This window comes from Streptomyces sp. NPDC090032 (genome assembly GCF_044748025.1).
Taxonomy (GTDB): Bacteria; Actinomycetota; Actinomycetes; order Streptomycetales; family Streptomycetaceae; genus Streptomyces.
The window spans coordinates 225307-251215 of sequence record NZ_JBIVFF010000006.1 but is presented as its reverse complement, the minus strand read 5'-3'; the positions used below and the strand labels follow the sequence as shown (position 1 = coordinate 251215).

At 69.1% G+C, this 25909-nt stretch carries 20 protein-coding genes and 1 pseudogene; 19 read left to right on the top strand and 2 right to left on the bottom strand.

Annotated features, from left to right (window positions below):
• Positions 1-105: 105 nt before the first annotated feature.
• The 10 genes from ACIPWY_RS16525 to ACIPWY_RS16480 all read left to right on the top strand — a co-directional run bounded on the left by ACIPWY_RS16525 (position 106) and on the right by ACIPWY_RS16480 (position 8369).
• Positions 106-1092: a GlxA family transcriptional regulator gene (locus ACIPWY_RS16525; protein WP_401533592.1), complete on the top strand. Its 987-nt coding sequence runs from the start codon at positions 106-108 to the stop codon at positions 1090-1092.
• A gap of 126 nt (positions 1093-1218) precedes the next feature.
• Positions 1219-1548, top strand: a complete 330-nt coding sequence (locus ACIPWY_RS16520; protein WP_362897858.1) for a chorismate mutase — start codon at positions 1219-1221, stop codon at positions 1546-1548.
• Complete coding sequence (locus ACIPWY_RS16515; protein ID WP_401533590.1) at positions 1545-2420, top strand: menaquinone biosynthesis protein; 876 nt, start codon at positions 1545-1547, stop codon at positions 2418-2420. The genes ACIPWY_RS16520 and ACIPWY_RS16515 overlap by 4 nt, the downstream gene beginning before the upstream one ends.
• On the top strand, positions 2417-2716 hold the full coding sequence (locus tag ACIPWY_RS16510) for a Dabb family protein (protein ID WP_393701520.1): 300 nt from the start codon (positions 2417-2419) through the stop codon (positions 2714-2716). Before ACIPWY_RS16515 ends, ACIPWY_RS16510 begins: the two co-directional genes overlap by 4 nt.
• A gap of 82 nt (positions 2717-2798) precedes the next feature.
• Positions 2799-3215 (top strand): DUF2000 domain-containing protein, encoded by a 417-nt coding sequence (locus tag ACIPWY_RS16505; protein WP_362897853.1) that lies wholly within the window; start codon positions 2799-2801, stop codon positions 3213-3215.
• Positions 3216-3236: 21 nt separating this feature from the next.
• Positions 3237-4661 (top strand): phenylacetate--CoA ligase family protein, encoded by a 1425-nt coding sequence (locus ACIPWY_RS16500; RefSeq protein WP_401533587.1) that lies wholly within the window; start codon positions 3237-3239, stop codon positions 4659-4661.
• Entirely contained in the window at positions 4658-5635 is a 978-nt protein-coding gene (locus tag ACIPWY_RS16495) for a branched-chain amino acid transaminase (protein WP_393701524.1), read from the top strand. The genes ACIPWY_RS16500 and ACIPWY_RS16495 overlap by 4 nt, the downstream gene beginning before the upstream one ends.
• Positions 5636-5659: 24 nt before the next feature.
• A complete protein-coding gene (locus ACIPWY_RS16490) occupies positions 5660-6253 on the top strand; it encodes a prephenate dehydratase domain-containing protein (RefSeq protein ID WP_362897847.1) in 594 nt (197 codons plus the stop codon).
• A 17-nt stretch (positions 6254-6270) separates the two neighbouring features.
• Positions 6271-7257, top strand: a complete 987-nt coding sequence (locus tag ACIPWY_RS16485; RefSeq protein WP_362897845.1) for an ornithine cyclodeaminase family protein — start codon at positions 6271-6273, stop codon at positions 7255-7257.
• Between the two features lie 38 nt (positions 7258-7295).
• Complete coding sequence (locus tag ACIPWY_RS16480) at positions 7296-8369, top strand: histidinol-phosphate transaminase (RefSeq protein ID WP_362897843.1); 1074 nt, start codon at positions 7296-7298, stop codon at positions 8367-8369.
• A gap of 3 nt (positions 8370-8372) precedes the next feature.
• Here ACIPWY_RS16480 and ACIPWY_RS16475 read toward each other — a convergent pair whose 3' ends face one another.
• Entirely contained in the window at positions 8373-8825 is a 453-nt protein-coding gene (locus tag ACIPWY_RS16475; protein ID WP_362897842.1) for an Lrp/AsnC family transcriptional regulator, read from the bottom strand.
• 187 nt (positions 8826-9012) lie between these two features.
• On the opposite strand from ACIPWY_RS16475, the gene ACIPWY_RS16470 reads away from it, so the two are divergent.
• The 9 genes and pseudogenes from ACIPWY_RS16470 (at position 9013) to ACIPWY_RS16430 (ending at position 24294) form a co-directional block, all read left to right on the top strand.
• Positions 9013-9921, top strand: a complete 909-nt coding sequence (locus ACIPWY_RS16470; protein WP_362897840.1) for a DMT family transporter — start codon at positions 9013-9015, stop codon at positions 9919-9921.
• Between the two features lie 315 nt (positions 9922-10236).
• Positions 10237-15861 (top strand): annotated as a pseudogene (locus ACIPWY_RS16465) (SDR family NAD(P)-dependent oxidoreductase); the annotation flags it as partial.
• On the top strand, positions 15854-17755 hold the full coding sequence (locus ACIPWY_RS16460; protein ID WP_401533583.1) for a beta-ketoacyl synthase N-terminal-like domain-containing protein: 1902 nt from the start codon (positions 15854-15856) through the stop codon (positions 17753-17755). The pseudogene ACIPWY_RS16465 and the gene ACIPWY_RS16460, both read left to right, overlap by 8 nt.
• A gap of 2 nt (positions 17756-17757) precedes the next feature.
• Entirely contained in the window at positions 17758-19314 is a 1557-nt protein-coding gene (locus ACIPWY_RS16455; RefSeq protein ID WP_401533581.1) for a long-chain-fatty-acid--CoA ligase, read from the top strand.
• Positions 19315-19341: 27 nt separating this feature from the next.
• On the top strand, positions 19342-20559 hold the full coding sequence (locus ACIPWY_RS16450) for a cytochrome P450 (RefSeq protein WP_393701536.1): 1218 nt from the start codon (positions 19342-19344) through the stop codon (positions 20557-20559).
• Between the two features lie 2 nt (positions 20560-20561).
• Positions 20562-20816 carry a ferredoxin gene (locus ACIPWY_RS16445; protein ID WP_362897830.1) on the top strand — a complete coding sequence of 85 codons (255 nt, stop codon included), beginning with the start codon at positions 20562-20564 and terminating at the stop codon, positions 20814-20816.
• A gap of 55 nt (positions 20817-20871) precedes the next feature.
• Positions 20872-21762: a TauD/TfdA family dioxygenase gene (locus ACIPWY_RS16440; protein WP_362897828.1), complete on the top strand. Its 891-nt coding sequence runs from the start codon at positions 20872-20874 to the stop codon at positions 21760-21762.
• A 105-nt stretch (positions 21763-21867) separates the two neighbouring features.
• Positions 21868-22431 (top strand): FcoT family thioesterase, encoded by a 564-nt coding sequence (locus ACIPWY_RS16435; RefSeq protein WP_362897826.1) that lies wholly within the window; start codon positions 21868-21870, stop codon positions 22429-22431.
• Positions 22432-22581: 150 nt separating this feature from the next.
• On the top strand, positions 22582-24294 hold the full coding sequence (locus ACIPWY_RS16430) for a class I adenylate-forming enzyme family protein (protein WP_393701539.1): 1713 nt from the start codon (positions 22582-22584) through the stop codon (positions 24292-24294).
• A 30-nt stretch (positions 24295-24324) separates the two neighbouring features.
• Here the strand turns inward: ACIPWY_RS16430 and ACIPWY_RS16425 are convergent, their stop codons facing one another.
• Positions 24325-25608, bottom strand: a complete 1284-nt coding sequence (locus ACIPWY_RS16425) for a M6 family metalloprotease domain-containing protein (RefSeq protein ID WP_362897822.1) — start codon at positions 25606-25608, stop codon at positions 24325-24327.
• Between the last annotated feature and the right edge of the window lie 301 nt (positions 25609-25909).

The window sequence follows — 25909 nt, the reverse complement described above, 5'->3', positions numbered from 1 at the left end:
ACCAACTGGCGATCGGGTGTGGACCCGAGAGCCCCGAGAGTTGCGTAAGTCCCGAGAGCTGCCCTTCCGTCCACTCACGCAGCGACGGGCGGTCCACTGATGTATGTGGACGTGACGGTCGTGGCCTACGACGGTATGCAGGAACTGCAGTTGGCGGGCCCGCTCGAGGTGCTGAGTGCCGCGACGGGAATGCCCTCCGCCGCAGTGGCGTACCGGACTCGTATTGCATCGGCCGATGGTCGCCCCGCTCGTACGGCCGGTGGCTTGACGGTGGCGCCCGACGGCGCCCTCTGTGACGGCCCGGTGCCGGACCTTCTGATCGTCCCCGGCGCGGGCGAAGTGGCGCCGCACGGCAGTGAACTGGCGCGCGCACTCGCGGAGTTAGTTCATCGCGCCGTACGCGTCATGGCCCTGTGTACCGGCGTGTTCCTGCTGGCGGAGTCCGGTGTGCTGTCCGGGCGTCGGGTGACCACGCACTGGAAGTGGTGCGATCGCCTTGCCACTGCCCACCCGGATGCCCGTGTGGATACCTCGGCGTCCTTCGTCAAGGACGGGCCGGTGTTCACCTGCGGGGGCGGCACGGCCGGAATCGACCTGGCACTCTCGCTGTTGGAGGACGACGCGGGGCGCGACGTGGCCCGCGACGTGTCGCACCAGCTGCTCACACACACGCACCGGCCGGGCGGCCAGGCGCAGTTCGCGCCTCGGCCCGCGCCGTCGGTCGACCATCCCGCGGTGCGCGATGCCATCGAACTGATCACGAACGAGCCGGCGGGCGATCTGTCCCGCAGTCGGCTGGCTGCCCAAGTGGGCATGTCCGTACGTAACTTCGGCAGACTCTTCGCGGTGCAGACCGGCATGACGCCGGGCCGGTACGTCGAACGGGTCAGAGTGGAGACCGCACGCCGGATCCTGGAGAGACCTGAGCCGCCGGCGAGCCTCGACGAGGCCTCGGCGCGTGCGGGGTTCGGGACGGTGCAGTCGATGAGGCTCTCATTCGGGCGAGTGCTTCATGTCACACCGGCCGAGTATCAGAAGCGTTTCAACGGTTCTGCCCTACGCCCTATTGGGCGACAGCGCGCATCCCGATGATTGTCGGAATACTTCCAGGTCTCAGAATTTGAGATTCTCTTCGAAAGTGATTGAACGCCGAGGGCGAGTTGTGGATACGCTTGCCGGTGTCGCGGGATCATTCCTCCTGCCTGCAATTCTCCGCACTTGAAGGAAGAGGTTGACGTGGGGTCACACGAGCATGCCGCGGTGGGTTTTACGATCGATGAGGCGCGCAAAGAGATCGACGCGTTAGATGTTCAAATGTTGGACATCGTGCGACGCCGAAAGGCCATTTCTCATCAAATTCAGCAACAGCGCACGAGTGGCGGCGGAACGCGAACCGTACTCTCTCGTGAGAAGATCATCATCGATCGCTATGTGGCGGAGCTGGGGCCGGAAGGGGCCACTCTCGCCCTCAACGTTCTGAGCCTCTGCCGGGGTCGGCTCCCCAAGCCTGCGGCCGAGGCGGGTGGCGCGCCAGTGGGTAACTCGTGAAGACTTCCGAGACCCTTGTACTGCGCGTCGGCGATATCTCTTTCCTTAACTGTGCACCGATCCGTTGGGGCCTGAACGACAGCGGATCCGCGCGCGATGTCGATATGGTCTCCGCGCCACCTGAACGGCTTGCTTCGGAGCTTCTTTCGGGCAACCTCGATATCAGCCCGATCAGCCTTGCCAGGTATTTGCAGCACGCGGACGACCTGTGTCTGCTGCCTGGGATCGCGATCGGCAGCGATGGTCCTGTGCGCTCGTGCCACATCGTCTCTCGCGGTCCGCTCGAAGGCCTGGACGGACGCGTGGTCGCGCTCTCCGAGGCCAGCCGCAGTACCGCGCTGCTGGCCAGAATGCTGCTGGAGGACGCGGTCGGCGTACGCCCGACCTACCGCGCAGTGGGCCAGGACCTGGACGACATGCTGAGCGTGGCTGACGCCGCCGTCGTCATAGGTGACGACGCGCTGCGCCTGCAGGCGGACGTGCCGCGCGGCCTCACCGTTCACGACACGGGCGCGATGTGGCGGAGCTGGACGGGCCTGCCCATGGTCTTCGCGGTCTGGGCGGTGCGCCGCGAGTTCGCGGAGGCCTACCCGGACGCGGTGGACGCGGTGCAGGCGTCGCTCGTGGACGCGGTCCGGCGAGCTCGGTCGCGCCCCGTCGAGGTGGCGGTCGCGGCGGCTCGTGAGTCGCGGGAAAGCCGGGCCGGCGCCGTGGACGTACCCGTACTGCTCGACTACTACCGGGCTCTCGACTATTCGCTCGGCGAACGCCAGATGGCCGCGATCAACGAGTTCGCCGGACGCGCTTTCGCCCGCGGCGAGGCGCTCGTCCCGGCGGCCACCCGAATACCGATCCCCGAAGGACAGACATGATCCGTCACATAGTGCTCTTCAAGTTCAAGGACGGCATTTCCTGGGACGACCCCAGGGCGGAGGAAGCGGAGCGCGTCGCGGCCAAGGTGGGCGACGAGGTCCCGGAACTCCATGAGTGGACTGCCGGCCGCAACATATCCACGCGACCCATTGCGCATGACTTCGCAGTGATCGGTCTCCTGGATGACGAAGAAGCGCTGGAGCGCTATCTGGTGCACCCGTTCCACCAGGATGCGATCCGGCTCTGGCGCGAGATCAGTGACTGGGTCATCGCGGACCTCGAAGAACAGCACTGAGGAAATCGATGGCGAATTCCGTCGAGGCTACTCGCTGTCGCGAATGAAGAAGCAGTATGAAGAAGCGGTATAAGGGGCAGTAGTGAGTGCAAAATACGAGAAGTGTGCCTTCGTTGTCGACAAGGATCTCGCCGCCGGTCTGGCCATGAATGCGGTGGCGGCGCTCTCCATGTCTGTGGGGCGGTTCGTGGACGGAATCATCGGCGACGCGGTCAAGGATGCCGACGGGCGACCGCACACCGGAATCACCGCCATTCCGTTGCCCATCCTGAAGGGCGAGACGTCTGACCTGCAGGACATCGTTCTGAAGGCCGCCGACATGCCTGACGTCTTCGTGGTCGACTTCACCGCGGTGGCGCAGTCGTCGCGAAGCTACGACGAGTACATCCGCCGGACCTCCGAGCAGGGCACCTCCGAACTTCCCTATATCGGAGTCGCTGTCTGCGGCGGAAAGAGCGCGGTGAACAAGCTCACCGGCAGCCTGCCGTTGTACCGCTGACGCGACTGACAGGAGAGACACATGTTCACCGTTTTCAACGAAGAACTTGCCAAGACCGCGCGCGAGATACGTGACCGGCACCAGGAATTCGCGGCAGGCACCTGGGACGACGCCGCCCTGGCGGGGTACCAACTTCAGGAATTCCGCCGCACGCTGGCGTATGTGAAGGACAAGTCTCCTTTCTACGCGAAGCACTTGGCCTCGGTGGATCCCGAGGCCATCACTTCACTGGATCCCGAGCAGCTGGCTTCCGTACCGTTCACGACCAAGGACGATCTGCGTCGCGAGTTCGAGAACGTGCTCTCGCTCCCGCTGTCCAAGGCCTGGATCTTCTACGAGACCACCGGTACCACCGGCCGGAGTACGCCCTGCCCGCGGGACAATGTCGACTCGCTGCACAACAACACGGCGCTGACCGTCTATTACGACACGATTTTCCGGCAGTTCGGTGATGAGCAGGTGATCGGCGTCTCGGGGCCGACCGAACTGCACGCCTTCGGTGACACCTTCGGCGACGTCTGCCGCAATCTGGGGCACGCCGTCGCCAAGATGTGGCCGCATTCGCCGATGGTCGGTTACGACCGTGCGCTGGAGACGCTGCGGGTCCTTCCGGCCACCGGTCTCTTCAGCACACCGGGCATGGCGCTGTCCCTGGCGAAGAAGGTGTACGCGGCCGGCCTCGATCCGCGGCGGGACTTCAGCCTCGACGTACTCATGTGCACGGGAGAACTCGCTTCGCCGAGCCTGCTCGAGAACATCGGGCAGGTGTGGGGCGCCAAGGTGTACAACGCCCTCTACGCCTCGCAGGAGGCCTCGGTGATGGGCGCGGCCGGTGCCGACGGCGCCCTGTACACGGCTCCCCTGCTCAATCTGTACGAGGTGATCGACCCGGACACCGCGACAGCGGTCGAGCCGGGCCCCGACGGTGTGCGCACCGGCGAACTCGTCATCACCGCGCTGTACCGGGGCAGCAAGCCCCTGGTGCGCTACCGCACGGGAGACCTGGTCCGTCTCGGTCCCCAGAGCGCGGGCCACACCCTGCCCGCGCCCACCCTGGAGGTGCTCGGCAGGACCCGCGACATCCTTGTCATCGGCGGTCACCGGATCAGTGGCTACGACCTCGAGGAACTCCTGCTGACCCAGCCGCGGGGCTACCTCGACTACCAGATCGTGATCGACGCCGTGGAGGGCCGGGACGAGCTGACCCTTCGCCTGGAACTGCCGCCCGAGAGCGAGGGCGTGCGCATCGACGAGACCGCCATCGCGGAACTCGTTCGCGAGCGGCTCGAGGTCCCGGTCCGGTTCGAGTACGGCGTGCTCGGCAGCGTCACGACGACCGGGGCGATGGTCAGTTGGAAGGCCGCCCGGGTGGAGGACCGGCGCCAGTCCGCGTCGGACGACGAGCGTGCCGCCGCCCTTGCCGTGGCCAACGGGAGGGCCCAGTGACCAGCGCCGTAACGACCACCGCCGGCCGGACAACGCCCGCCATCGCGGCTCTGGCCTACCACGACGGGGAGTTCGTCACCCTGGCCGAGGCCACGGTGCCCGTCACCACCCAGGCACTCCAGTACGGCACAGGTGTCTTCGAGGGCATCCGCGCGTACGTTCAGGAGGACGGGGGCCTGGCGGTCTTCCGTGGGCACGACCACTACCGGCGCCTCCTCAAGAGCTCTCGGACCCTGCGCATCGAAGTGGGCCGGGACGTGGAGCAGTTGTCGGAGCTGACGGCGGAACTGCTGCGGCGGATCGGCCCGACCTCGGACATGTACATCCGCCCGCTGGCGTTCAAGAAGTCGCTGCTGCCCGGCACCCCGCCCGGCGTCCAACTCACGGGCGTTTCGGACGCGTTGACGATCAACGCGTTCCGGATGGGCTCGTACACCGATCGCGGCGGGATCCGCGTGGCGATCAGCTCGTGGCGCAGGCCGGAGTCCGGCGTGCTGCCGGTCCGCGCGAAGGTCACCGGTGGCTACGTCAACAACGCGCTCGCCGTGGACGAGGCGAGGGCCGCCGGGTACGACGACGCCATCCTGCTCAACAGCCGTGGCCAGGTCGCGGAGGCCAGCACGTCCAACGTGTTCGCCGTCATCCGTGGCCGACTGGTCACACCCCCGGTCACGGCCGATCTGCTCGAAGGCATCACGCGGGACACCGTGGTCACGCTGGCCACCGAACTGCTGGGCGTCGACACCGATTTCCACGACCTCGGCCGTGAGGATCTCTCCAATGCCGACGAGGTCTTCCTCACCGGCACGGGGGCGGAGATCGTTCCGGTGACCGAGATCGGTGGCCGTCCCGTCGGAGACGGCGTCCCGGGGCCGCTCACCACCGCGTTGATGACCGCGTACCACGACGTGGTCCGTGGCAAGGACCAGCGCTACCGCCACTGGCTGCAGACCGTCGGCTCCGACACGACCTGATCGTCAATTCCTAGGGGGAAGAAAATGAACCAGGCAACAGGATGGATAGACACCGCCCTGTCAGCGGGCCCGTCGGTCAAGACCATAGGCACCCTCGGCCCCGCTGGTACCAGCAGTGAGCAGGCGGCACTGTATCTCTGGGCGGACCACGGGCACGGTGGGCCGCCGGACATCCAGCTCTACGAGACATTCGAGAAGGCCGGCGAGGCGTTGCGTGAGGGCGTCGTCAGCCATGTCGTGATCGCGAACGCGTACGCCTCGGTGCACAACTTCTACATGGATCCGGCGCTGCGGTTCGCCGGCGCCTTCCTCTTCGACACCCCGCACTACGGCATCGCCGTCTCACGGGGGCACAGCATTCCCAAGGCGGCCCGGATCGCCACCCACCCGGCACCGGTCCCTCTCGTCGAGGAGCTGCTTCCGAAGGAGTACTCGGTGGCGGAGATCCGCCTCGCGACCTCCACCAGCGCGGCAGCCGGCCAGGCTCGCCGTGGGGAGGCCGACCTGGCGCTCACCACACTGCCGGCGGCCAAGGCCAACGAGTTGGAATTCATCTCCCGTACCCGGCCGATCCGCATGCTGTGGTCGATCTTCACCCTCGCCGGTACGGACTCCTGAAAGAAACAGGTCAACCCATGATTCTCCTCGACCGCGCCACGGTGCGTGAGATCTATCCGGTCAGGACCGCGCTGCCGGTGATGGCGGAGGCCATGCGCCGGTACAGCAGTGGCCAGGTGGATCTGCCGTTGCGGACCATCCTGCGGCCCGAGAAGGACACCGGTCTGCTGGGCACCATGCCGGGGTTCGTCGCCGGGGACGACCTGGCGGGGTACGGGCTCAAGGCCATGGTGCTCAAGCCCGAAAACCCTGCCCGTGGTCTCGAACTGCACATCGGGATCGTCATGGTCTTCGATCCGGAGACCGGCGCTCCACTGGCGCTGATGGACGCGGGCGCGGTGACCGCCGTACGAACGGCCGCCGTGTCCGCCGTCGCCACCGAAGCACTGGCACGGCCGGACGCCGGTGACCTCGCCGTGCTCGGCTCGGGTGTCCAGGCGCGCAGCCATCTGGAGGCCATGCACCTGGTCAGGCCGTTGCGCCGCGTCAGGGTGTGGAGCCGTACCAGCGAGAACGCGGAGGCCTACCGGGCGTGGGCGGCCGCGGAGCTGGACATCGAGGTGGAGACCGTCACCACGCCGGCGCAGGCATTGGCCGGGGCCGACCTCGTCTGCACCACGACATCGACCAAGGAGCCCGTCGTCCAGGCCGCGGACCTCGCACCCGGAGTGCATGTCAACGCCGTCGGGGCTTCCTTCGTCGACCACCGCGAACTGTCCGCCGAGGCTGTGGCGAAGGCGTCCTTCTTCGTCGACAGCCGGGAGTCGGCCCGCGCCGAGTCCGGTGACCTGCTGGCGCCGGTGACCGAGGGGCTGGTCGGCGCTGACCACATCCAGGCCGAGCTGGGCGAGGTGCTGCTCGGGGTGCATCCCGGACGCCGCGAGGGTTCGGAGATCACCGTCTTCAAGTCACTCGGCCTCGGCGTGCAGGACGTCATGTCCGGCTTCGCCGTCGCCAAGGAGGCGGCGGCCCGCGGGCTGGGCCAGACCTTCGAACTCGACTGACCGACACGCCAGGAAAACAGCAGAGGAGAACGAAAGAAGTGAGTCCGCACTCACCGTCGCCGCGAGCGATTCTCGACGGCATACCGGCCTACGTGCCCAAGCCGCCGCAACCACCTGCCGCAGGCGTGTCCCACCGGCTCTTCCTCAATGAGAACCCTTACCAGCCGCTGCCCTCGGCGCTCGCGACGATCTCCCGGGCTGCGGCGCAGACCAACTTCTACCCGGGCATCTTCCCGGACGAGCTGTCGGCCGCCCTGGCCGACAAGCTGGACGTCCCGCTCTCGCATGTGGTCACGGGTCCGGGGTCGGTCGGCATCTATCAGCAGATCGGCCAGGCGATGCTCTCGCCCGGTGACGAAGTGGTCTACGCCTGGCCCTCGTTCGAGGCTTTTCCCATCGTGGTGCGGATGGCCGGTGCCGTTCCGGTCGAGGTACCGCTCACCGACGAGACGCATGACCTGGAGGCGATGGCGGCGGCGATCACGCCGCGGACCTCCATGGTGCTGCTGTGCGAACCCAACAACCCCACGGGTACCGCCGTCGGCGCCGCCGAGCTCAAGCAGTTCCTGGACCGCGTGCCGGATCACGTCCTGGTGGTGCTTGACGAGGCCTACTTCGAGTTCTATCAGGCCCCGGGCGCGCCGGACGGAGTGGAACTCCACCGTGACCGGCCCAACCTGGTGGTGCTCCGCACCTTCTCGAAGGCCTATGGGCTCGCCGGCCTGCGCGTGGGCTACGGCGTGGCCCACCCCGAGATCGCTGAAGCACTCCGCAAGTGCGCCGTGCCGTGCGGAGTGGGCCGGATCGCGGAGCAGGCGGCCCTGGCCGCGCTGGACGCGGAGGACGAACTCTTCGAACAGGTGGGCCGGATCACCGCCGAGCGGGAGAGGCTGCGGAAGGCTCTTGGTGCGCAGGGCTGGGAAACCCCTGCGAGCGAGACGAACTTCCTCTGGATGCCGATCGGTGAGGAGTCCGACAGGGTCGCCGCGGCACTTGAGCAGCGTGGACTGCTGGTCCGCAACTTCTCCGGCATGGGGCTGCGGATCACGGTCGGCAGTCCGGAGGCGAACGATCTGCTGATCGCGTCACTGGGGACTCTCACACCTGCTTGATGACTACACCTGCTCGATGACGTTCTTGCGCAGATGCCCGTAGACCACCGAGGTGCGTACGTCCGAGAGTTCCTGTCGCTCTGTCAGCTTGTCCAGGACCACCGCGTGCAGATGGTCGGCGTCGCGAACAGCCACATGGAGGAGGAAGTCGTCGGTGCCCGTCAGCACGAAAACTGAGAGCACCTCAGGCATCCTCGCCACGAAGGCCTGGAACTGCTCGATCACCGCACGCGTCGGCGGACGCACTCGCACGGCGATCATCGCCTGGAGTCCGCGGCCGAGTGCGGTGAGGTCCACCTCGGCGTGGAATCCGAGGAGTACACCGCGCTCGCGCAAGGACCGCACCCGCTCCAGGCAGGTGGAGGGTGCGATCCCCAGTTCCGTCGCCAGGTCCCGGTTGGAGCGCCGACCGTCTTGCTGCAGGAGACGCAGCAGCGCCGAATCAAGTTCGTCCATGTTCCGTCACATCCAGATGTTCCCGAATTATGTTCGGCCAGCGTGCCATCTTCCCGGTGTAATTGCTAGTGTCCTCACGGTAGTTCCGTCCATGGCTCGATTCTCTACCGAGTGGTCGATGCGGAGTCGGGACGCGGAACGGAAGGGAAGTTCACGGGTGGACGGGCGGCAGGCGAGGCTCGGGGCAATGGGCGCGGTCGTGGCGGCGGCGCTGTTCTGGAGCAGTTCGTACGCGGTGACCAAGAAGGTGCTGGACGACGTCGGGCCGCTGAGCATCGGGGCCATCCGCTTCACGCTCGCCGCGGGCATACTCGCGATCATGGTGCGCACGCGTCGTAATCCGGGCGTGCGGCCCGATGCCCGGCAGCGGCGAATGATGTACCTGAGTGGTTTGCTCGGCATCACGGCCTATTTCGTGCTGGAGAATATCGGGGTCGAGCTTTCGACCGCCTCCGATGCCTCCCTTATCGTGGCCACCTATCCGCTGATGACCATGCTCCTGGAATTGGTGGCTTTTCGGGCCAGGATGCCGCTGCTCCGAGTCGCAGGCGTCCTGCTTGCCACCGTGGGGGCCTTTCTGGTCGTGCGTAACGGCGCGGAGGTGGGAGGCAGCGACCGCTGGCTCGGCGACATCCTGCTGCTGCTCGGCGGGCTGGTGTGGGCCGGGTACAACGTGCTGGGCAAGTACGCGGGCCGAGGGCAGGACGCGGTGAACCTGACCTATTACCAGACGGTGGCGGGCGCTGCCGGCTTCCTGCTCGCCTCGCTCCTGGAGGTCGGGGACTGGCGGGTGCCGGACGCATCGGCCTCGGCGCTGCTTGTCTACCTGGCCGTGGCGTGTTCCGTCGGCGGCTTCCTTCTCTACAACTACGGCCTGCGTCGCATGACGTCGAGCGTCGCGGTCAACATCCTGAACCTGGTCCCGGTGTTCGGCGTACTGGGCGCCGTGGTGATCAACGGGGAGACGATCCGTCTCCCGCAGGTGTTCGGGGGCGTGATCATCATCGCGGGTGTGGCGCTCGGACTGGTCGAGCGCCGGACGGCCGTCGAGCAGGCCGGAGTCGTCGGGGCGACTCCGATCGGTGAGCGAGCCTGAAGGGGCCCGTCCTGAGAGGGCCCGTCCTGAGGGGGCCCTGCGCCCGGAGTGCCTGACGGACAAAATTGCCCGAATTTCATTTTCTGCGCCCGGAGTCATTTGAAGACCGGGCGTAGAAGAATGCGCTGCGCGCTTTTGGCGCGGCGGCGTTCTTCTCCATGGGTGGGTACTTACTTGATCCATAGCTCCGGATCAGATAGCTCGGGATCAGATAGCTCCTGATCCGGATAGCTCCTGCAGATAGCTTCTGAGTCATTCGTTGGTCAATAGGGCAAAACGAAGGAAGATCGGCCCTAGGGGGGAATTGTCCACGTGGACGACGTGCTCGATTTGGTGTGCCGAAACACGGCCGAGGTGCTGGAGGAGGAGGCCGCAGACATTGATCCGGATCTCACCTTCCAGGATCTGGGCCTCGATTCACTGACAGCGGTCGAGCTGCGCGACCGGCTCGACGTGGCGACCGGCCTCAGGCTTCCCTCCTCCCTGGTCTTCGACTACCCCACGCCGGTGGCCCTGGCGGACTACCTGCGAAGCCGGCGGGAGTCCACGGAGGCGGGGAAAGCGGACTCTTCCGGCCCGTCCGGGGAGTTCCCCGCCCTGGACGACGACCCCGTCGTGATCGTGGGTATGGGCTGCCGGTTCCCCGGAGGGGTTCGCTCACCCGAAGGCCTGTGGAGCCTGGTGTCTTCCGGTGGCGAGGCGATATCGGAGATACCGAAGGACCGCGGCTGGGATCTTGAAGGGCTGTTCGATCCCGATCCGGACCGGCCGGGCACCATGTACGTGCAGGGCGGCGGATTCCTGGATCGTGTCGATGAGTTCGACGCGGAGTTCTTCGGCATCTCACCGCGTGAGGCACTCGCGATGGATCCGCAGCAGCGGCTGCTGCTTGAGGTCTCCTGGGAGGCGATCGAGCGGGCCGGGATCGATCCGTCGTCGTTGAAGGGTTCCGACACCGGTGTCTACACCGGCCTCGCTTCCTTCGACTATCCGTCAATTGTCCGCGACGTACCGGACGTTGATCACTTCTACACCACCGGTACCCAGGCCAGTGTCGCCTCGGGCCGGGTGGCTTATGCGCTGGGCCTCGAAGGGCCGGCCATGACGGTGGACACGGCGTGCTCCGCGTCTCTGGTGGCCGTTCATCTGGCGGTCCGGGCGCTGCTGGCCGGCGAGTGCACCATGGCCCTGGCCGGCGGGGCCACGGTGCTGGCAGGGCCCAGCGTGTACCTGGGGTTCTGCCGGCAGCGCGCCCTCTCGGTGGACGGCCGCTGCCGGGCGTTCGCCGAGGGGGCGGACGGGTTCGGGCCCGCCGAGGGCGTGGGCGTGCTGGTGCTGGAGCGGCTGTCGGATGCCCGGCGGCGGGGCCACGAGGTGTTGGCAGTGGTCAGGGGGTCGGCGGTCAATCAGGACGGGGCGTCGAACGGACTGACCGCTCCGAACGGACCCTCGCAACAGCGGGTGATTTCCCGGGCGTTGCGGGCGGCGGGGCTGGACGTCGCGGATGTGGACGTGGTGGAGGCGCATGGCACCGGCACGCCCCTGGGCGACCCGATCGAGGCGCAGGCGCTGCTGGCCACGTACGGGCAGCGCGGCGCCGAGGCCCCTGCGGTGCTCCTCGGCTCGGTGAAGTCGAACATCGGCCATGCGCAGGCGGCCGCCGGTGTGGCGGGTGTGATCAAGAGCGTGCTGGCGCTCCGGCACGCAGTGGTCCCGGCGACGCTGCACGTGGACCGGCCCACGTCCCATGTGGACTGGGAGTCGGGGGCGGTAAGGCTGGTGACCGAGGCGGTGCCGTGGCCACAGAGTGAACGGCCGCGTCGGGTCGGCGTGTCGGCCTTCGGTATGAGTGGCACCAACGCGCACGTGATTCTGGAGCAGGCACCCTCCGGTGAGAACGCCGGTGGAGGGCGCGGACAAACCCCGCGTACGACTTCGGCGGCGCGGGAGCCGGGCGTGGACCTTGCGGGAGTGGTGCCGCTGACGGTGTCGGGGCGCAGCGCGGAGACGTTGCGCGCGCAGGCGAATTCGCTGGCCGGATATCTGGCGGCCCGTCCCGGCGGCGATCTGCGGGCGGTCGCCAAAGGCCTGACACGGGGGCGTGCGGCCTTCGAGCACCGGGCCGTGGTGCTGGCGCGCGGCCACGGTGGCGGCCTGGCAGGCCTGCGGGCGGTGACAGCCGGCGAAGAGGTGGCCGGCGCCGTGACCGGCACGGCCCTGCGTGATCCCAGGCCGGTCTTCGTCTTCCCCGGCCAGGGTTCGCAGTGGGCGGGGATGGGGCGGGCACTGCTGGCGGGATCACCGGTGTTCGCACAGTGGATCGCCCGCTGTGAGGAGGCCTTCGCCCCGTTCGTGGACTGGTCGCTCCGAGAGGTGCTGCAAGGAGAGGCGAGCCTGGAGCGGGTGGATGTGGTGCAGCCGGCCCTGTTCGCCGTGCTGACCGGTATCGCACGAATGTGGGAGCACCACGGGGTGGCGCCGGCGGCCGTGGTGGGGCATTCGCAGGGGGAGATCGCCGCCGCGTGCGTGGCCGGGGCGCTGAGCCTTGAGGACGCCGCGCGGATCGTGGTGTTGCGCAGCCAGGCGTTGGCCGCACTCGCGGGGACCGGGGGCATGGCGACGGTGATGTCGTCGCGCGCCGCGGTCGAGGACATGCTCAGCCGGTGGGCCGGGCGGTTGTGGGTGGCTGCCGTCAACGGTCCCTCGGCGATGGTGGTGTCCGGAGACTCCGCCGCGATCGAGGAATTCCTTCGGCATGCGGACGCGACGGGGGTGTGGGCCCGCCGGATTCCGGTGGATTACGCCTCCCACTCACCGCACATCGAGCAGGTTCGCGCGCAGTTACTCGACGCGCTGCGGCATGTAGCGCCGCAAGCCGCCCAGGTCCCCTTCTACTCCACGCTGACCGGCGGGCCGTTCGACACCACCGGCCTGGATGCCGATCACTGGTACCGGAACCTGCGGCATCCCGTCGAATTCGACGCCGCGGTGCGGGCGTTGCTCGATGACGGGCACCGCATGCTCATCGAAATGAGTCCGCATCCGGTCCTGACCGCCGCGCTCGGGCAGACGGTCGACGACAGCGGGCGCCCCGCCGCTGTCCTGGAGTCGCTGCGGCGCGATCAGGCGGACCCCGACGACTTCGCCGCCTCTCTCGCACGGGCCTATGTCCGGGGAGCCGCAGTCGACTTGGAGAGCCTGCTGCCCGACGGCACCCCGTCCGACGTGGCGCAGGACCTCCCCACGTACGTCTTCCGGCGCCATCATTACTGGCCCCCCGCAGCGGTGGACCGGGACCGGGGCCGGGACGCGGTGGTGGAGCACGCGGAGTCCGGCGGGGTGCTGCTGACGAGCCGGCTCGGCCTCGACACGCACCCCTGGCTGGCCGATCACGCGGTGCACGGCAAGCCGCTCCTTCCGGGCACGGCGCTGCTGGACCTGGCCCTGCGGGCGGGCGCGGCCGCGGGATGCCCGCGGGTGTCCGAACTCATCCTGGAGAGCCCGCTGGTGGTCCCGGACGGCGGCGCCGCGCAGGTGCAGACATGGGTGGGCGCCGCGGACGCGGACGGCCATCGGCCGGTCACGATCCACTCCCGGCCCGACGACGCGCCGCCGGGCACGTCCTGGACCCGGCACGCCCAGGGGGACGTCACGGCGGGCGCCGCCACGCCGCCCGCCCGTACGCCCGTCACCCCCTGGCCGCCGGCCGGTGCCGAGCAAGTGGGCCTCGAGGACTTCTACGCAGAGGCCGCCCGGCGCGGCTACGACTACGGCCCGGCCTTCCGCGGACTGCGTGCGCTGTGGCGCCGGGGCGACGAGTTCTTCGCGGAGGCGGTCCTGCCGCGGGAGGCCGGAGGGGACCTACGGCGGTACGCGCTGCACCCGGCGCTGCTGGATGCGGCTCTGCATCCGCTGGCCCTGGACGCCGACGGCATGCGGCTGCCGTTCTCCTGGCAGGGCGTGCACTGCCGGGCCGTCGACGCGACGGTGCTGCGGGTCCGGGTCACACCGGCCGGGCCCCACGCGGTGTCGGTCCAGGCCATGGACGAGGACGGCAGGGCGGTGGCGTCGGTGGAGTCCCTGGCGCTGCGCCCCGTCACGTCCGAGCAGCTCACCGCGGCTCACCGGACCCACCAGGACGCGCTGTTGCGCGTGGACTGGCAGCCCGTGCCGGTCGCCCTGCCCGACCCGGGCCGGCGCACCCCGGCGGTCCTGGGTTCCGACTGGCACCACCCGGGTGTCGAGCGATACGAGACCCTGGCCGCACTGCGGCAGGCCCTGGATGCCGGGGCGGCCGTACCGGACCTCGTGTACGCGCCGTTCGACCTGGTGCCGGCGGTCACGACCGCACGGGGCGTGGTGACGGAGCCGACGTGCCGGGGGCTGGCACTGATTCAGGCGTGGCTCAAGGACGAGCGGCTGACGGCGTCGCGGTTGGTGATCGTCACCCGGGGGGCGGTGGCCACACGTCCCGACGAGGACGTCTCCGACCTGTCCCACGCGCCGCTGTGGGGCCTGGTCCGCTCGGCCCAGGCCGAGCACCCCGACCGTTTCGTGCTGCTGGACCTCGACGAACCGCAGGCGTCCGCGGCGCTCCTGGCGATGCCGGGGAACCACGCCGAGCCGCAGCTCGCCGTGCGCGCGGGCCAGGTGCTCGCGCCCCGGCTGGCCCGGGTGACCACGGCTCGTACGCGCGGACTGGGACACCTGGACCCGGAAGGCACCGTGCTCATCACGGGCGGGTTCGGGATGCTGGGCGGGCTGATGGCCAGGCGGCTGGTCCAGCGTCACGGCGCCCGTCATCTGCTGCTGGTGGGCCGCCAGGGCGCGGATGCCCCCGGGGCCGCGGACCTGGTGAAGGAGCTGACCTCCCTGGGAGCGCGGGTCACCCCGGCTGCCTGTGACGTCGGCGACCGGGAGGCGCTGCGCGAGGTGCTGGCGGCGGTGGACCCGGATCGTCCGCTGATCGCCGTGGTGCACGCCGCGGGGCTGCTGGACGACGGCGTCATCGGCTCGCTGGACCCCGACGGCGTCGACCGGGTCCTGCGGCCCAAGGCCGACGCCGCGCTGCACCTGCATGAGCTGACCATGGGCCAGGACCTGGGGATGTTCGTGCTGTTCTCCTCCGCCGCGGGGATCCTGGGCGCCGCCGGGCAGGCCAACTACGCCGCGGCGAACACCTTCCTGGACGCGCTGGCTCACCACCGTCACGCCCAGGGGCTGCCGGCCACCGCGCTCGCGTGGGGGCACTGGGAACAGGCCAGCCGCATGACCGCCCACCTCGACCGGGCGGACCTGGCCCGGTTGTCGGCCATGGGCATGGCACCCATGCCGACCGAGGTGGGGCTCGCCCTGTTCGACGCCGCCGTCGGCTCGGCCGAGCCGGTGCTGGTGGCGGCGCGGGTGCAGACCTCCGGGCTACGGACCCCTGTGCCGCCGCTGTTCCAGGACCTTGCCGGGACCGCTGCCGACCGGTCCGGGCGCACGGGCGACCCCGGCGCGCTCCGCGAGCGGCTCGCCGCCCTGCCCCGTGCCGAGCGGGAGGGCGAGCTTCTGGAGCTGGTGCGCGCCCAGATCGCCGCCGTACTGGGGCACCCGTCCGCCGCGGCGGTGCCGGCCGACCGCACCCTGCACGACTTGGGTGTCGACTCACTGGCCGCGCTGCAGCTCCGCAACGCCATCGGCCGGGCCGTCGCGGAGCGGCTGCCGGCCACGGTGGTCTTCGACCATCCCACGGCGTACGCGCTCACCGGCTTCCTGGCCGCTCGGCTCTCCGGCGACGAGCCCGTTCCCGAGGACTTCGCACCGGCTGCCGCCCGGTCCGACGCGGCTGAGCAGGACCTGACCGAGGACGCGGTGTCGTCGGCGTCGGACGAGGAACTGTTCGCCCTGCTCGACGCCGAGTTGGGGCTCGGCGAGGAGGAGTCCCGCAATGGCTGACGAGAGAAAACTCCGGGAGTACCTCAACCGGGCGACGGTCGAGCTGCACCGCACCCGGCAGCGGCTGCGCGAGCTGGAGGGGCGCGACGAGCCGGTGGCACTGGTGGGCATGGCCTGCCGCTACCCGGGCGGGGTGCGCTCACCGCAGGACCTGTGGCAGCTGCTCGTCGACGAGCGGGACGCCATCTCCGGCTTCCCGACCGACCGGGGCTGGGACCTCGACACGCTGTACGACCCGGTGTACGACACCCCGGGAACGGCGTCGGTGCGCGAGGGCGGATTCCTTCACGACGCCGCGGACTTCGACGCGGAGCTCTTCGGAGTGTCCCCGCGCGATGCGCTGGCGATGGACCCGCAGCAGCGCCTGTTGCTGGAGACGTCCTGGGAGGCGCTGGAGAGCGCGGGCATCGCCCCCGACTCCCTGCGAGGCAGCCGCACCGGGGTGTTCGCCGGGGTCATGTACAACGACTACGCGTCCCGGCTGTCCGCCGTCCCCGCGGATCTGGAGGGAACGCTGCCCATGGGCAGCGCGCCGAGCGTGGCCTCCGGCCGCATCTCCTATGCGTTCGGTCTTGAGGGCCCAGCGGTGACGGTGGACACCGCATGTTCGTCGTCGCTGGTCGCACTCCATCTCGCGGCCCAGTCGCTGCGCGCCGGAGAGTGCGGTCTCGCGCTGGTCGGCGCGGCGGCGGTGATGTCCTCACCGACGGTCTTCGTCTCGTTCAGTCGGCTGCGTGGGCTCTCGCCCGACGGGCGGTGCAAGTCCTTCGCGGCCGGAGCGGACGGCTGGGGCCTGGCCGAGGGCGTGGGCATGCTGGTGCTGGAGCGGCTGTCGGAAGCCCGGCGCAACGGTCACCCGGTGCTGGCCCTGATCGGCGGCTCCGCCGTGAACCAGGCCGGCGCGACCAACGGCATGACAGCACCGAGTGGTCCCAGTCAGCGGAAGATGATCCAACAGGCGCTGACGGCCGCCGGACTGGCCGCCTCGCAGGTCGACGCGGTGGAGGCGCACGGCACCGGCACCGCCCTGGGAGATCCGATCGAAGCGCAGGCGCTGCTGGACTCCTACGGCAGGTCGCGCCCGCCCGGGCGGCCCCTGTGGGTGGGCTCGGCCAAGTCCAACCTGGGCCACACCCAGTCCGCCGGAGGCATCGCCGGAGTGATCAAGATGGTGTCGGCGATGCGGCACGGCCTGTTGCCGCGATCGCTGCACTCCGACGAGCCGTCGCCGCACGTGGACTGGTCCCAGGGGACGGTGCGGCTGCTGACCAAGGCGATGCCCTGGCCGGACACCGGTGACGAGCCCAGACGGGCGGGCGTGTCCTCGTTCGGCGTCAGCGGCACCAACGCGCACGTGATCCTGGAACAGGCACCGCGGCAGGACGACCCGCCCGCCCGTGGCGAGCCGACGCCGACGGTGCCGTGGGTGCTGACGGCGGCCGGTGACCGCGCTCTACGGGCACAGGCCCGGCAACTCGTCGCGCTGCTCGACGCGGACCCGGACCAGGACCTGCTGGACGTGGCGTGGTCGCTGGCGTCCTCCCGGGCGGTCCTTCCACACCGTGCGGTCGTCGTGGCCGGTGCCCGCACCGGGTTCCGGGACGCGCTGCTGGCCCTGGCCGACGGGCGGTCCGCGCCCGGCTTGTTCCACGGAGTGGCGCAACCGGTCCCCGGCACCGCACCGGCGCCGCTGCCCGGGGCGGATGACCCGGACGGGCTCCTGGCCCATGCGGCCAGGACGTTCTGCCACGGCGCGACCGTGGACTGGACCGCTCCCTTCCGCGGGCTCGGCGCCCGCCTCACCGACCTGCCCACCTACGCCTTCCAACGCCGCCGGTACTGGCTGGACGAACCTGCCGGCCCCATCGCCGCACCACCCCGGAAAGGGCTCTGAGGATGAACACCCTTGATGCCGTACTCGCGACGCACGCCGCCGAGCGGCCCGAGAAGGTGGCCCTCGTCTGCGACGGGCGCCGCGTCACGTACGGCGCCGTCGCCGAGGAAAGCGACCGGTGGGCGCGAGCTCTGCGCGCGTCCGGTCTCGCACCGGGCGCCCGCGTCGGCTATCTCGGCAAGGAGTCCGAGCACTACTACGAACTCCTCTACGCCTGCGCGAAGAGCGGCGTCGTCCTCGTCCCGGTCAACTGGCGGCTCACCCCGCACGAGGTGGACCACATCCTGCGCGACTCCGAGTCCGAACTCGTCTTCGTGGAGGAGGAGTTCCTCGACGTGGCCGGGAAGGTCCAGGCGGACCTGCCGAAGCTGAAGACGATGGTGCTGCTCGACTGCGCCGACCCGGCCGGCATCGCCCTGCCGGAGTGGAAGGCCGCCGGAAGCGAGCGGGCGGAGCCGTGGCCGGCCACTCCAGACACCCCGATCGTGCAGCTCTACACCAGCGGGACCACCGGCTTCCCCAAAGGGGTGGTGCTGGCCCACCGCAGCTTCTTCGCCGTACGGGAATCGCTAGCCGCGAGCGGAGAGGACTGGATCGACTGGCGGCCGGACGACGTGAGCCTGATCGGTGTCCCGGGCTCCCACATCGGCGGCCTGTGGTGGGCCACCCAGGGGTTCAACGCCGGAATCACCAACGTCACCATGCGCGTCTTCGCCGCCAAGGACGCGATCGCGCTCGTCCGGGACCTCGGCGTCACCGTCACCTGCGTGGTGCCCGCGATGCTGCTGATGCTCCTTGCGGAGCCGGACGTGGACCGCTCCGATTTCGCGACCCTGCGCAAGGTGGTCTACGGCGGTTCGCCGATCTCGGAGTCGCTCCTGCGCAGCTGCATGGACGTCATGGAATGCGAGTTCGCGCAGATCTACGGCCTGACGGAAACCGGGAACACCGCGATCTGCCTGCCGCCCGCCGCCCATCTGCGGGGCGGCGATCTGCTGAAGGCCGCCGGCCGGCCCTACCCCGGCTTCGCAGTGAAGATCGTGGACGAGCGGGGCGGGCAGCTCCCGGCCGGCGAGGTCGGCGAGGTGTGCATCAGGACCCCGGGACGGATGGTCGAGTACTGGCGGCTGCCCGAGGCGACCGAGCAGACGCTGGTGGACGGCTGGATCCACACCGGGGACGCGGGCTACACCTCCGACGAGGGTTACCTCTTCATCCACGACCGCATCAAGGACATGATCATCCGCGCCGGGGAGAACATTTACCCGGCCGAGATCGAAAACGCGCTGAGCGCACATCCTGACGTCGTGGACGTGGCGGTGATCGGGGTCCCGGATTCCCGCTGGGGCGAGGCCGTGCACGCCTTCGTTCAGCTCCGGCCCGGGGAACGGATCCCGCCCCGAGAGCTCAAGGCTTTTCTGCGGGATCGCATAGCCGACTACAAGATCCCGTCGAAGTACGAGTTCATCGACCGGGTACCGCGCAACGCCAGCGGCAAGATCCTGCGGCGCACACTCCGGGACGGCCGCTGGAGTTCGCAGGACCGCCAGGTCAACTAGCCATTTCTTACGAGGAGTTCATGCATCATGGAGCCACAGTTCCGGCCCTACACGCATAAGCTGGATTCCCCTTGGGAGGAACTGCGTGCGGATCGCGAGGGCTGCCCGGTGGCGCACTCCCAGCATCTGGACGCGGTGCAGGTGAGTTCGTACGCCGCCATCCGGGAAGTGATGGAGAAGCTGCCGCATTCCTTCACCGGGAAATACAGCACCCTCTATCCGCTGGAGCAGCCGCTGCCGGAGGAGGAGCAGGTGTTCGCGGCCGCGGACCCGCCCCGCCACACCCGCCAGCGACGGCTGTTCGTCAAGGCCATGTCGGCATCGCGCATTCAGCACATGCGGCCGTTCAGTGAGGGACTGGCCGACAAGCTGATCGACGCCATCGTGGCGAAGGGCGACACCTTCGATCTGGTCACCGCCTACGCCCGGAAGGTGAGCGAAGGGCATATAGCCGAGCTGCTCGGCATACCGGAGGAGAACCGCGAGCGCTTCCTTCACCTGTCGTCCCTTTTCGAGCTGAGCACGGCGGACCGGCAGAGCGAGGCACACGCCGCCGATATGGCCGGCTGGCACGCGGAGTTGGCCGAGACGGTGCGGGAGCGGCGCGCGGCCGGCCCGGAAAGCGATGACCTGATCACGAGGCTGTGCTTTGCCGAGGACGACGGCGACCGGCTGGAGGAGCTCGAGGTCGCGGCGATGATCAGGTCCATGATCCGGGCCGGGAACTCCACGACGTCGGCCGCAATCGTCAATACCGTGGCCGCCTTGGAGCGGCACCCGGAGGAGAAGGCCAAATACCTGGCCGACATCGACGGGCTGACTCCCACTCTGCTGGAAGAGGGTCTTCGCTACGACGGCCCGGCCCTTGGGCTGTGGCGCCGCTGCTCCCGCGCGACATCGATCCAGGGCTACGAACTGGACCCGGGAGACCGGATCTTCACCATCTACACCGCGGGAAACCACGACCCGGAGGTCTTCGACCGTCCGGAAGAGTTCATCATCGACCGGGACTGGAAGCAGCTGCCGCCGCATCTGGCCTTCGGCTTCGGCATTCATCACTGCATCGGCATGAACCTCGCCAGGCTCGAGTGCGAAACGTCCATCTCCGCGCTTTACCGCCGCCTGCCCGGACTGCAGTTGAAGCCGGGTGCGCCGACACCTCAGGTGCCGGGACCGGTATTCCGTAACTGGCTCAGCCTGGAAATGGAGTTCACCCTGCCCGCCCTGCCCGCCGGTAACCGATGACCGTGGCCGAGCCGCGTGCGGGCGCTCGCCGCGTCACGGTCGACCACGACCTGTGCAGTGGCAGCGGACGCTGCCGTGACATCGCGCCGGACATCTTCGTGATCAGGGACGACAGGTCCTGGCCGGCCGGGAACGCGCAGATGACCGATGCCGACGAGGTCCTGGTGCGGGAGGCGGAGGCCGCCTGCCCGTGGTTCGCGATCTCCTACGCGCCGGGGAGCGATGCGCCGGGGAGCGCACCGGGCGCGGAGGTGTGAATCAGCATGCCTTTTCGACGGAACACTTCAACAACCAACAGTCATGGAGGGTGATATGCGTATCGAGGTGGAGACTTCGCAGGCGATGGGTGCCCGCGTCCACGACTTCGACCTGCACACGGCTGGGGACGAAGACTTCGCGGAGATGAAGAAGCACATCTACGCGAACAAGATAGTTGCGCTCAAGGGGCAGCAGCTCTCTTCGCCCGAGTTCATCGAGCTCGGCCGCCGGCTGGGCGAGATCGATGTGTACTACGAGCCGATGTACCACCACCCCGAGTACCGCGAGATCTTCGTCTCCTCCAATGTCCCGAAGGAGGGGAAGCAGGTCGGAGTGCCCAAGACGGGGAAGTTCTGGCATGCCGACTACCAGTTCATGCCGCGCCCGTTCGGCTTGACCCTGATCTACCCCCAGGTGATCCCGGCGGAGAACCGGGGCACCTACTTCATCGACATGGGGCAGGCGTACCAGAACCTTCCTGAGGAGCTCAAGAAGGCGATCGCCGGTACCCGCGCCGAGCAGAGCCCGCGCCGGTATTTCAAGATCCGTCCGTCCGACGTCTATCGCCCGGTCTCGGAGCTGCTGGACGAGATCGAGCAGAAGACCCCCGCCGTGAAGCACCCGACGGCATTCGTGCACCCGGTCACCGGCGAGACCGTGCTCTATGTCAGTGAGGGATTCACCTGCGCCCTGGAGGACGGCCGGGGAAACACGCTCGACGAGCAGCTGGTGCCGCAGCTCCTCGAAGCGTCGGGTCAGCTGGACATGACCTTCGAGCACCCGAACATCCACCTGCAGACGTATGAGGAGGGAGATCTCCTCATCTGGGACAACCGCAGCCTGATCCACCGTGCGCTGCACACCACCACCCCGGAGCCCGCGGTGTCGCACCGGGTCACGGTCCACGACGAATTCCCTTTCCACGACGGATTCAGCGCCGCCTAGCCCGCTGCCACCGGCCGGCCTCCGAGTCGCTTCGGGGGCCGGCCGGTCCGGCGCGGTCCGTCCAGCACCTGTCAGCTCCTGCCCCGTTGAAAGGCGTGAAACGAAATGACGACAAGCGCTCCACCGGTCGAGTCGGTCGCACATGATGCCCCGCTGCTGAACCGGGTACTGGCGCCCTACCGTGAAAACTGCCGTTACCTGAGGTCTGCCGAGATTTCTGTCTCCGGAGAGTCGATGAGCGGCGGCGTGGCCACCGCGAGATGTGAGTTCGAAATCGATGAGTCGTGCTACATCGATGACACCGGCCACTTCAACGCCGTCGAGTTCAACATCTGCTACAACCAGATGTTTTACTACATCATCGCAAAGGGTGTTCAGGACCGGCTCTTCACGCCGTTCGACGGGTGGAGCATGCAGGACTACTGGGACCGACAATTGCCGGACATCCTGATCGCCAGACTGAGCAGCAGCTTCCGCCGTCCCATCAACGCCCGTAAGTTCTCCGGCGAAATCCGGTTGGAGAAGGTCGTGGAGCGCGTGCGTGGCGGTGGCGGCGGACTCGTCGTTGCCGACACGACCTGCCATTTCTGGGATGACCACGGTGGGGACAGCCGCGGTGACGTGAAGATTGCCATCACGAACGCTCCGGTCACGGAAGCCGTCAATTGAGTTACGTCGCTCCTGATGGCACCCGCCCTCGCAGGTAGGGGAGCAGGTCTCGGGGAAATCTGGGGGATCCCCCTGTGGCACGCGGCACCGGCGACGTAGCGTCCGTCATGCCTGCAGATCGTGTCCGTCCAGTTGGAAGGGGCCTTGTCCATGGAGCCGCAACCCGCCGACCCCGCCCTCGACCTGCTCACCTCACCCGGCGCCCCCTTCGCCGTCGTGCGCAACGAGAGCGGTGGTCCCGAGTACGCCGACGGGCCGCGGACCCTGCGTGAGTTCGTCGAGACGACGTGGGCCTTCAAGGACACGCCCTTTCTGATCGCCGACGGCGGGCGGCTCACCTACGGGGAGTTCTTCGCCGAGGCCTGTGCGCTCGCCCGTCGGTTCGTGGACGTGTACGGGCTGCGGCCCGGCGACCGCGCCGTGGTCGCCATGCGCAACCACCCCGAGTGGCAGATCGCCTTCTGGGCCGCCCAGTTGGCGGGTCTCGTCGCCGTTCCGCTGAACGCCTGGTGGACCGCCGGAGAGTTCACGTACGCCCTCGACGACTGCGAGCCGGGCGTGCTCCTCGTCGACGGCGAGCGGCTGGAGCGCGTCGGGCCGTGGCTGGACCGGCAGCCGGGTGGGCGGCGGCCCTGGACCCTTGTCTTCCATCACGACGGCGACCTCCCCGGCGACCGTGTCGAGCGGTACGAGGACCTGCCCGCCGCCGATCCCTCGCTCGGGCCGCCCGATGTCGACGTCCAGCCCGACGACGACGCCACGATCATCTACACCTCCGGGACCACCGGGCGGCCCAAGGGCGCCGTCGCCACGCACCGTGCGCATGTCGGTGCGGTCGCCAACCCCCGTTATTTCGCGGCCTTTTCGGCCCTGCGGCGCGGTCAGATTCCCGGGCAGGGGCCCACGCCCGTCGCGCTGCTCACGTTCCCCTTCTTCCACGTCGCCGCGTTCACCGGCTTCTACGCGGCGATGGCGGCCGGCGGCACCCTCGTCCTGCTGCGCAAGTGGGATCCGGCCAGGGCGCTGGACGCGATCCGGGAACACGGGGTCACCAACTACGGCGGTGTGCCCGCGACCGCGCTGCAACTGCTCGACGCCGCCGAGGCCGCGGGTGACGAGATGCCGACGCTCGCCATGTTCAACACCGGGGGCGCCGCCGCGCCGCCCGACCTGGTGGCCCGGCTCACCGCCCGGTTCGGGGAGCGCGTGGAGCCGCGTAACGGATACGGGCTGACCGAGACGCTCGGCGGCGTCACCGCCAACTTCGGCGCGGAGTACCGGGCCCACCCGGAGAGCGTGGGCAGGCCCGCGCCCGCCGTGGAGGTGCGGGTCGCCGGGCCAGGCGGCGAGGACGTCGTGGACGGCGAGGTGGGGGAGCTGTGGCTGCGCGGGCAGTCGGTCATCCGCGGTTACTGGCGCGACGAGGCGGCGACGGCCGCGGCGTTCGCGCCGGGCGGCTGGTTCAGGACCGGGGATCTGGCGACGCTGCGGGACGGGCGGGTCAGCGTGGTCGACCGGATCAAGGACATGGTGATCCGGGGCGGCGAGAACGTGTACTGCGTGGAGGTGGAGGCCGTCCTGCACGACCATCCGGACGTCGTCGACGCGGCGGTGCTCGGGGTGCCGCACCCGGTGCTCGGTGAGGAGGTCGCGGCGGTCGTGCAGGTGCGGCCCGGGACGGAGCTGGACGCCGACGCGGTCAGGGCGCACGTCGCCAAGTCGCTCGCGGCCTTCAAGGTGCCCGCCCACGTACTCCTGCGGGACGACCCGCTCCCGCGCAACGCGACCGGCAAGCTCCTGAAGCGGGAGCTGCGCGGGCCGGTGGGGGAGGCCGTTCACCGGCCGCCCGCTGCGTCCGCGTGACGAGCGCCTGATGGTCCCCGTCGTCGCCCGCTACTTCCGCGTGACCAGCACCCGGTAGTCCCCGTTCCGTTCCCTCCCCGCGACCTTGATCTTCACCCCTTTCTTGGCGTCCTTGAAGGTCTGGCCGGGGGTGAAGGGGGCGTCGGAGAGTTCCGCGTGGACGTTCGGGCTGCGCGTGCAGCCGCCGCTGTCCCGGGTGGCGTCCTCGATGGTGATCGGGCCGCGGCCGGTGTCGATGTCGGCGTCGACCCGGTAGATGAGGACGCCGGGCCGGCACACCGCCTCGTCGTTGCCCTCGCGGGTGCGGACCTCGACCGCGTACCCGGTCTTCGCGGTGAGCGGTACGAACGTGAGCTTCGGGCCGCCGCGGCGGCCGAGCGGCGACAGGACGTGCTCACTCGTGCCGTGTGCCGAGGCGCAGGTGACCTGTTTGTTCCCGAGCCAGCCGAGCTTCCACTTGTGCCAGCCGAGGAGGTCGTTGTCGGCCCCCCAGTCCTCGCTCATGATGTCCCAGTGGCCGACGGCGCCGCCGCCGTCCTGGGTGTAGAGGTCGGGCAGGCCGAAGGTGTGGCCGTTCTCGTGGGGCAGTACGCGGTAGCCGGTCTCGGAGTACGAACCCGAGCCGTCGTCCTGGCGGCTGTAGACGAACGAAGCGTTGGCTATGTGGACGCCGTCGGCGACCGGCGCCTCGCGGTTGCCGGCGAACGTCACGGACAGCACGGTGTCCAGGGCCGAGGGGCCGGCGTTCGGGGTGACCAGGATGTTGAGCAGGTCGTAGTCGCGGAAGTTCACGTCCCGGTCGGCCTTGGCCACTATGTCGTCGACCAGGTCGCGGTAGCCGGGGTCGAAGGGGGCTCCGCGTTCTATCCCGTAAGCGGTGAACGGCTTCGGCATGTGCAGCCAGTGCTTGATCGGCGCCTCCGGGTGGTAGTCGAGCTTCCCGTAAGACGCGGTGTGGAACCAGTCCTGCGTCTGCGGGAAGAACTCGCCGAGGCGGTCGAGCGCGGTGCCCTCGCCGCGGGCGTCGGGGAAGTCGACCATGAGGTTCAGGGCGTGGACGGCGCCCGTGGAGCGGGCGTAACCCGACTGTGTGGGCACGCCTTCCGACATCTGTACGCCCAGTGCGCCCTGGATCATGCAGGGCGTCAGCGCGGCCGGCCGGGACAGGGACGCGGAGCCCGCGCCGGACGGGGACTGGGACTGTTCCAGGAGGTGGCCCGTACTCGCAGACGTGGTGATGGCGAGGGCCACGGCGATGAGCCCCGCGAGTCCCGCGCTGCGCCGGGCCCTGCGTATGCGCTGCGGCAATGCCATCGCCTCACCCTCGGTCCCCGGCAGCCCCGAGAGTCGGGCTGCGTTCTTCGATCACCCTGTGACGGGGTGTGTCGGGACGCTCGCTGGGTGCGCCGATCGTGGGTTTTTCGTGAATGTGACCCAGGTCACGCGAATGGCGGGAAATAACCGGGGAGGCCCTCCCCGTTTAGCCCTGTGTCCGCACGAAACGGGGACTCACTCCCCGGAACGAGTTGGCAACGGAGAATGACCGCAACGTCCGCCGGAAGGAGCCAGAACCGTGAGCGCCGCAGCCACCACCACCGCACCCGGGACAGGGAAG

Coding starts and splice junctions, on each gene's coding strand:
- ACIPWY_RS16510 (WP_393701520.1), top strand. CDS start 2,417: ATGATCCGTCACATAGTGCTCTTCAAGTTCAAGGACGGCATTTCCTGG.
- ACIPWY_RS16500 (WP_401533587.1), top strand. CDS start 3,237: ATGTTCACCGTTTTCAACGAAGAACTTGCCAAGACCGCGCGCGAGATA.
- ACIPWY_RS16490 (WP_362897847.1), top strand. CDS start 5,660: ATGAACCAGGCAACAGGATGGATAGACACCGCCCTGTCAGCGGGCCCG.
- ACIPWY_RS16485 (WP_362897845.1), top strand. CDS start 6,271: ATGATTCTCCTCGACCGCGCCACGGTGCGTGAGATCTATCCGGTCAGG.
- ACIPWY_RS16475 (WP_362897842.1), bottom strand. CDS start 8,825: ATGGACGAACTTGATTCGGCGCTGCTGCGTCTCCTGCAGCAAGACGGT.
- ACIPWY_RS16470 (WP_362897840.1), top strand. CDS start 9,013: ATGGGCGCGGTCGTGGCGGCGGCGCTGTTCTGGAGCAGTTCGTACGCG.
- ACIPWY_RS16460 (WP_401533583.1), top strand. CDS start 15,854: ATGGCTGACGAGAGAAAACTCCGGGAGTACCTCAACCGGGCGACGGTC.
- ACIPWY_RS16455 (WP_401533581.1), top strand. CDS start 17,758: ATGAACACCCTTGATGCCGTACTCGCGACGCACGCCGCCGAGCGGCCC.
- ACIPWY_RS16450 (WP_393701536.1), top strand. CDS start 19,342: ATGGAGCCACAGTTCCGGCCCTACACGCATAAGCTGGATTCCCCTTGG.
- ACIPWY_RS16440 (WP_362897828.1), top strand. CDS start 20,872: ATGCGTATCGAGGTGGAGACTTCGCAGGCGATGGGTGCCCGCGTCCAC.
- ACIPWY_RS16435 (WP_362897826.1), top strand. CDS start 21,868: ATGACGACAAGCGCTCCACCGGTCGAGTCGGTCGCACATGATGCCCCG.
- ACIPWY_RS16430 (WP_393701539.1), top strand. CDS start 22,582: ATGGAGCCGCAACCCGCCGACCCCGCCCTCGACCTGCTCACCTCACCC.
- ACIPWY_RS16425 (WP_362897822.1), bottom strand. CDS start 25,608: ATGGCATTGCCGCAGCGCATACGCAGGGCCCGGCGCAGCGCGGGACTC.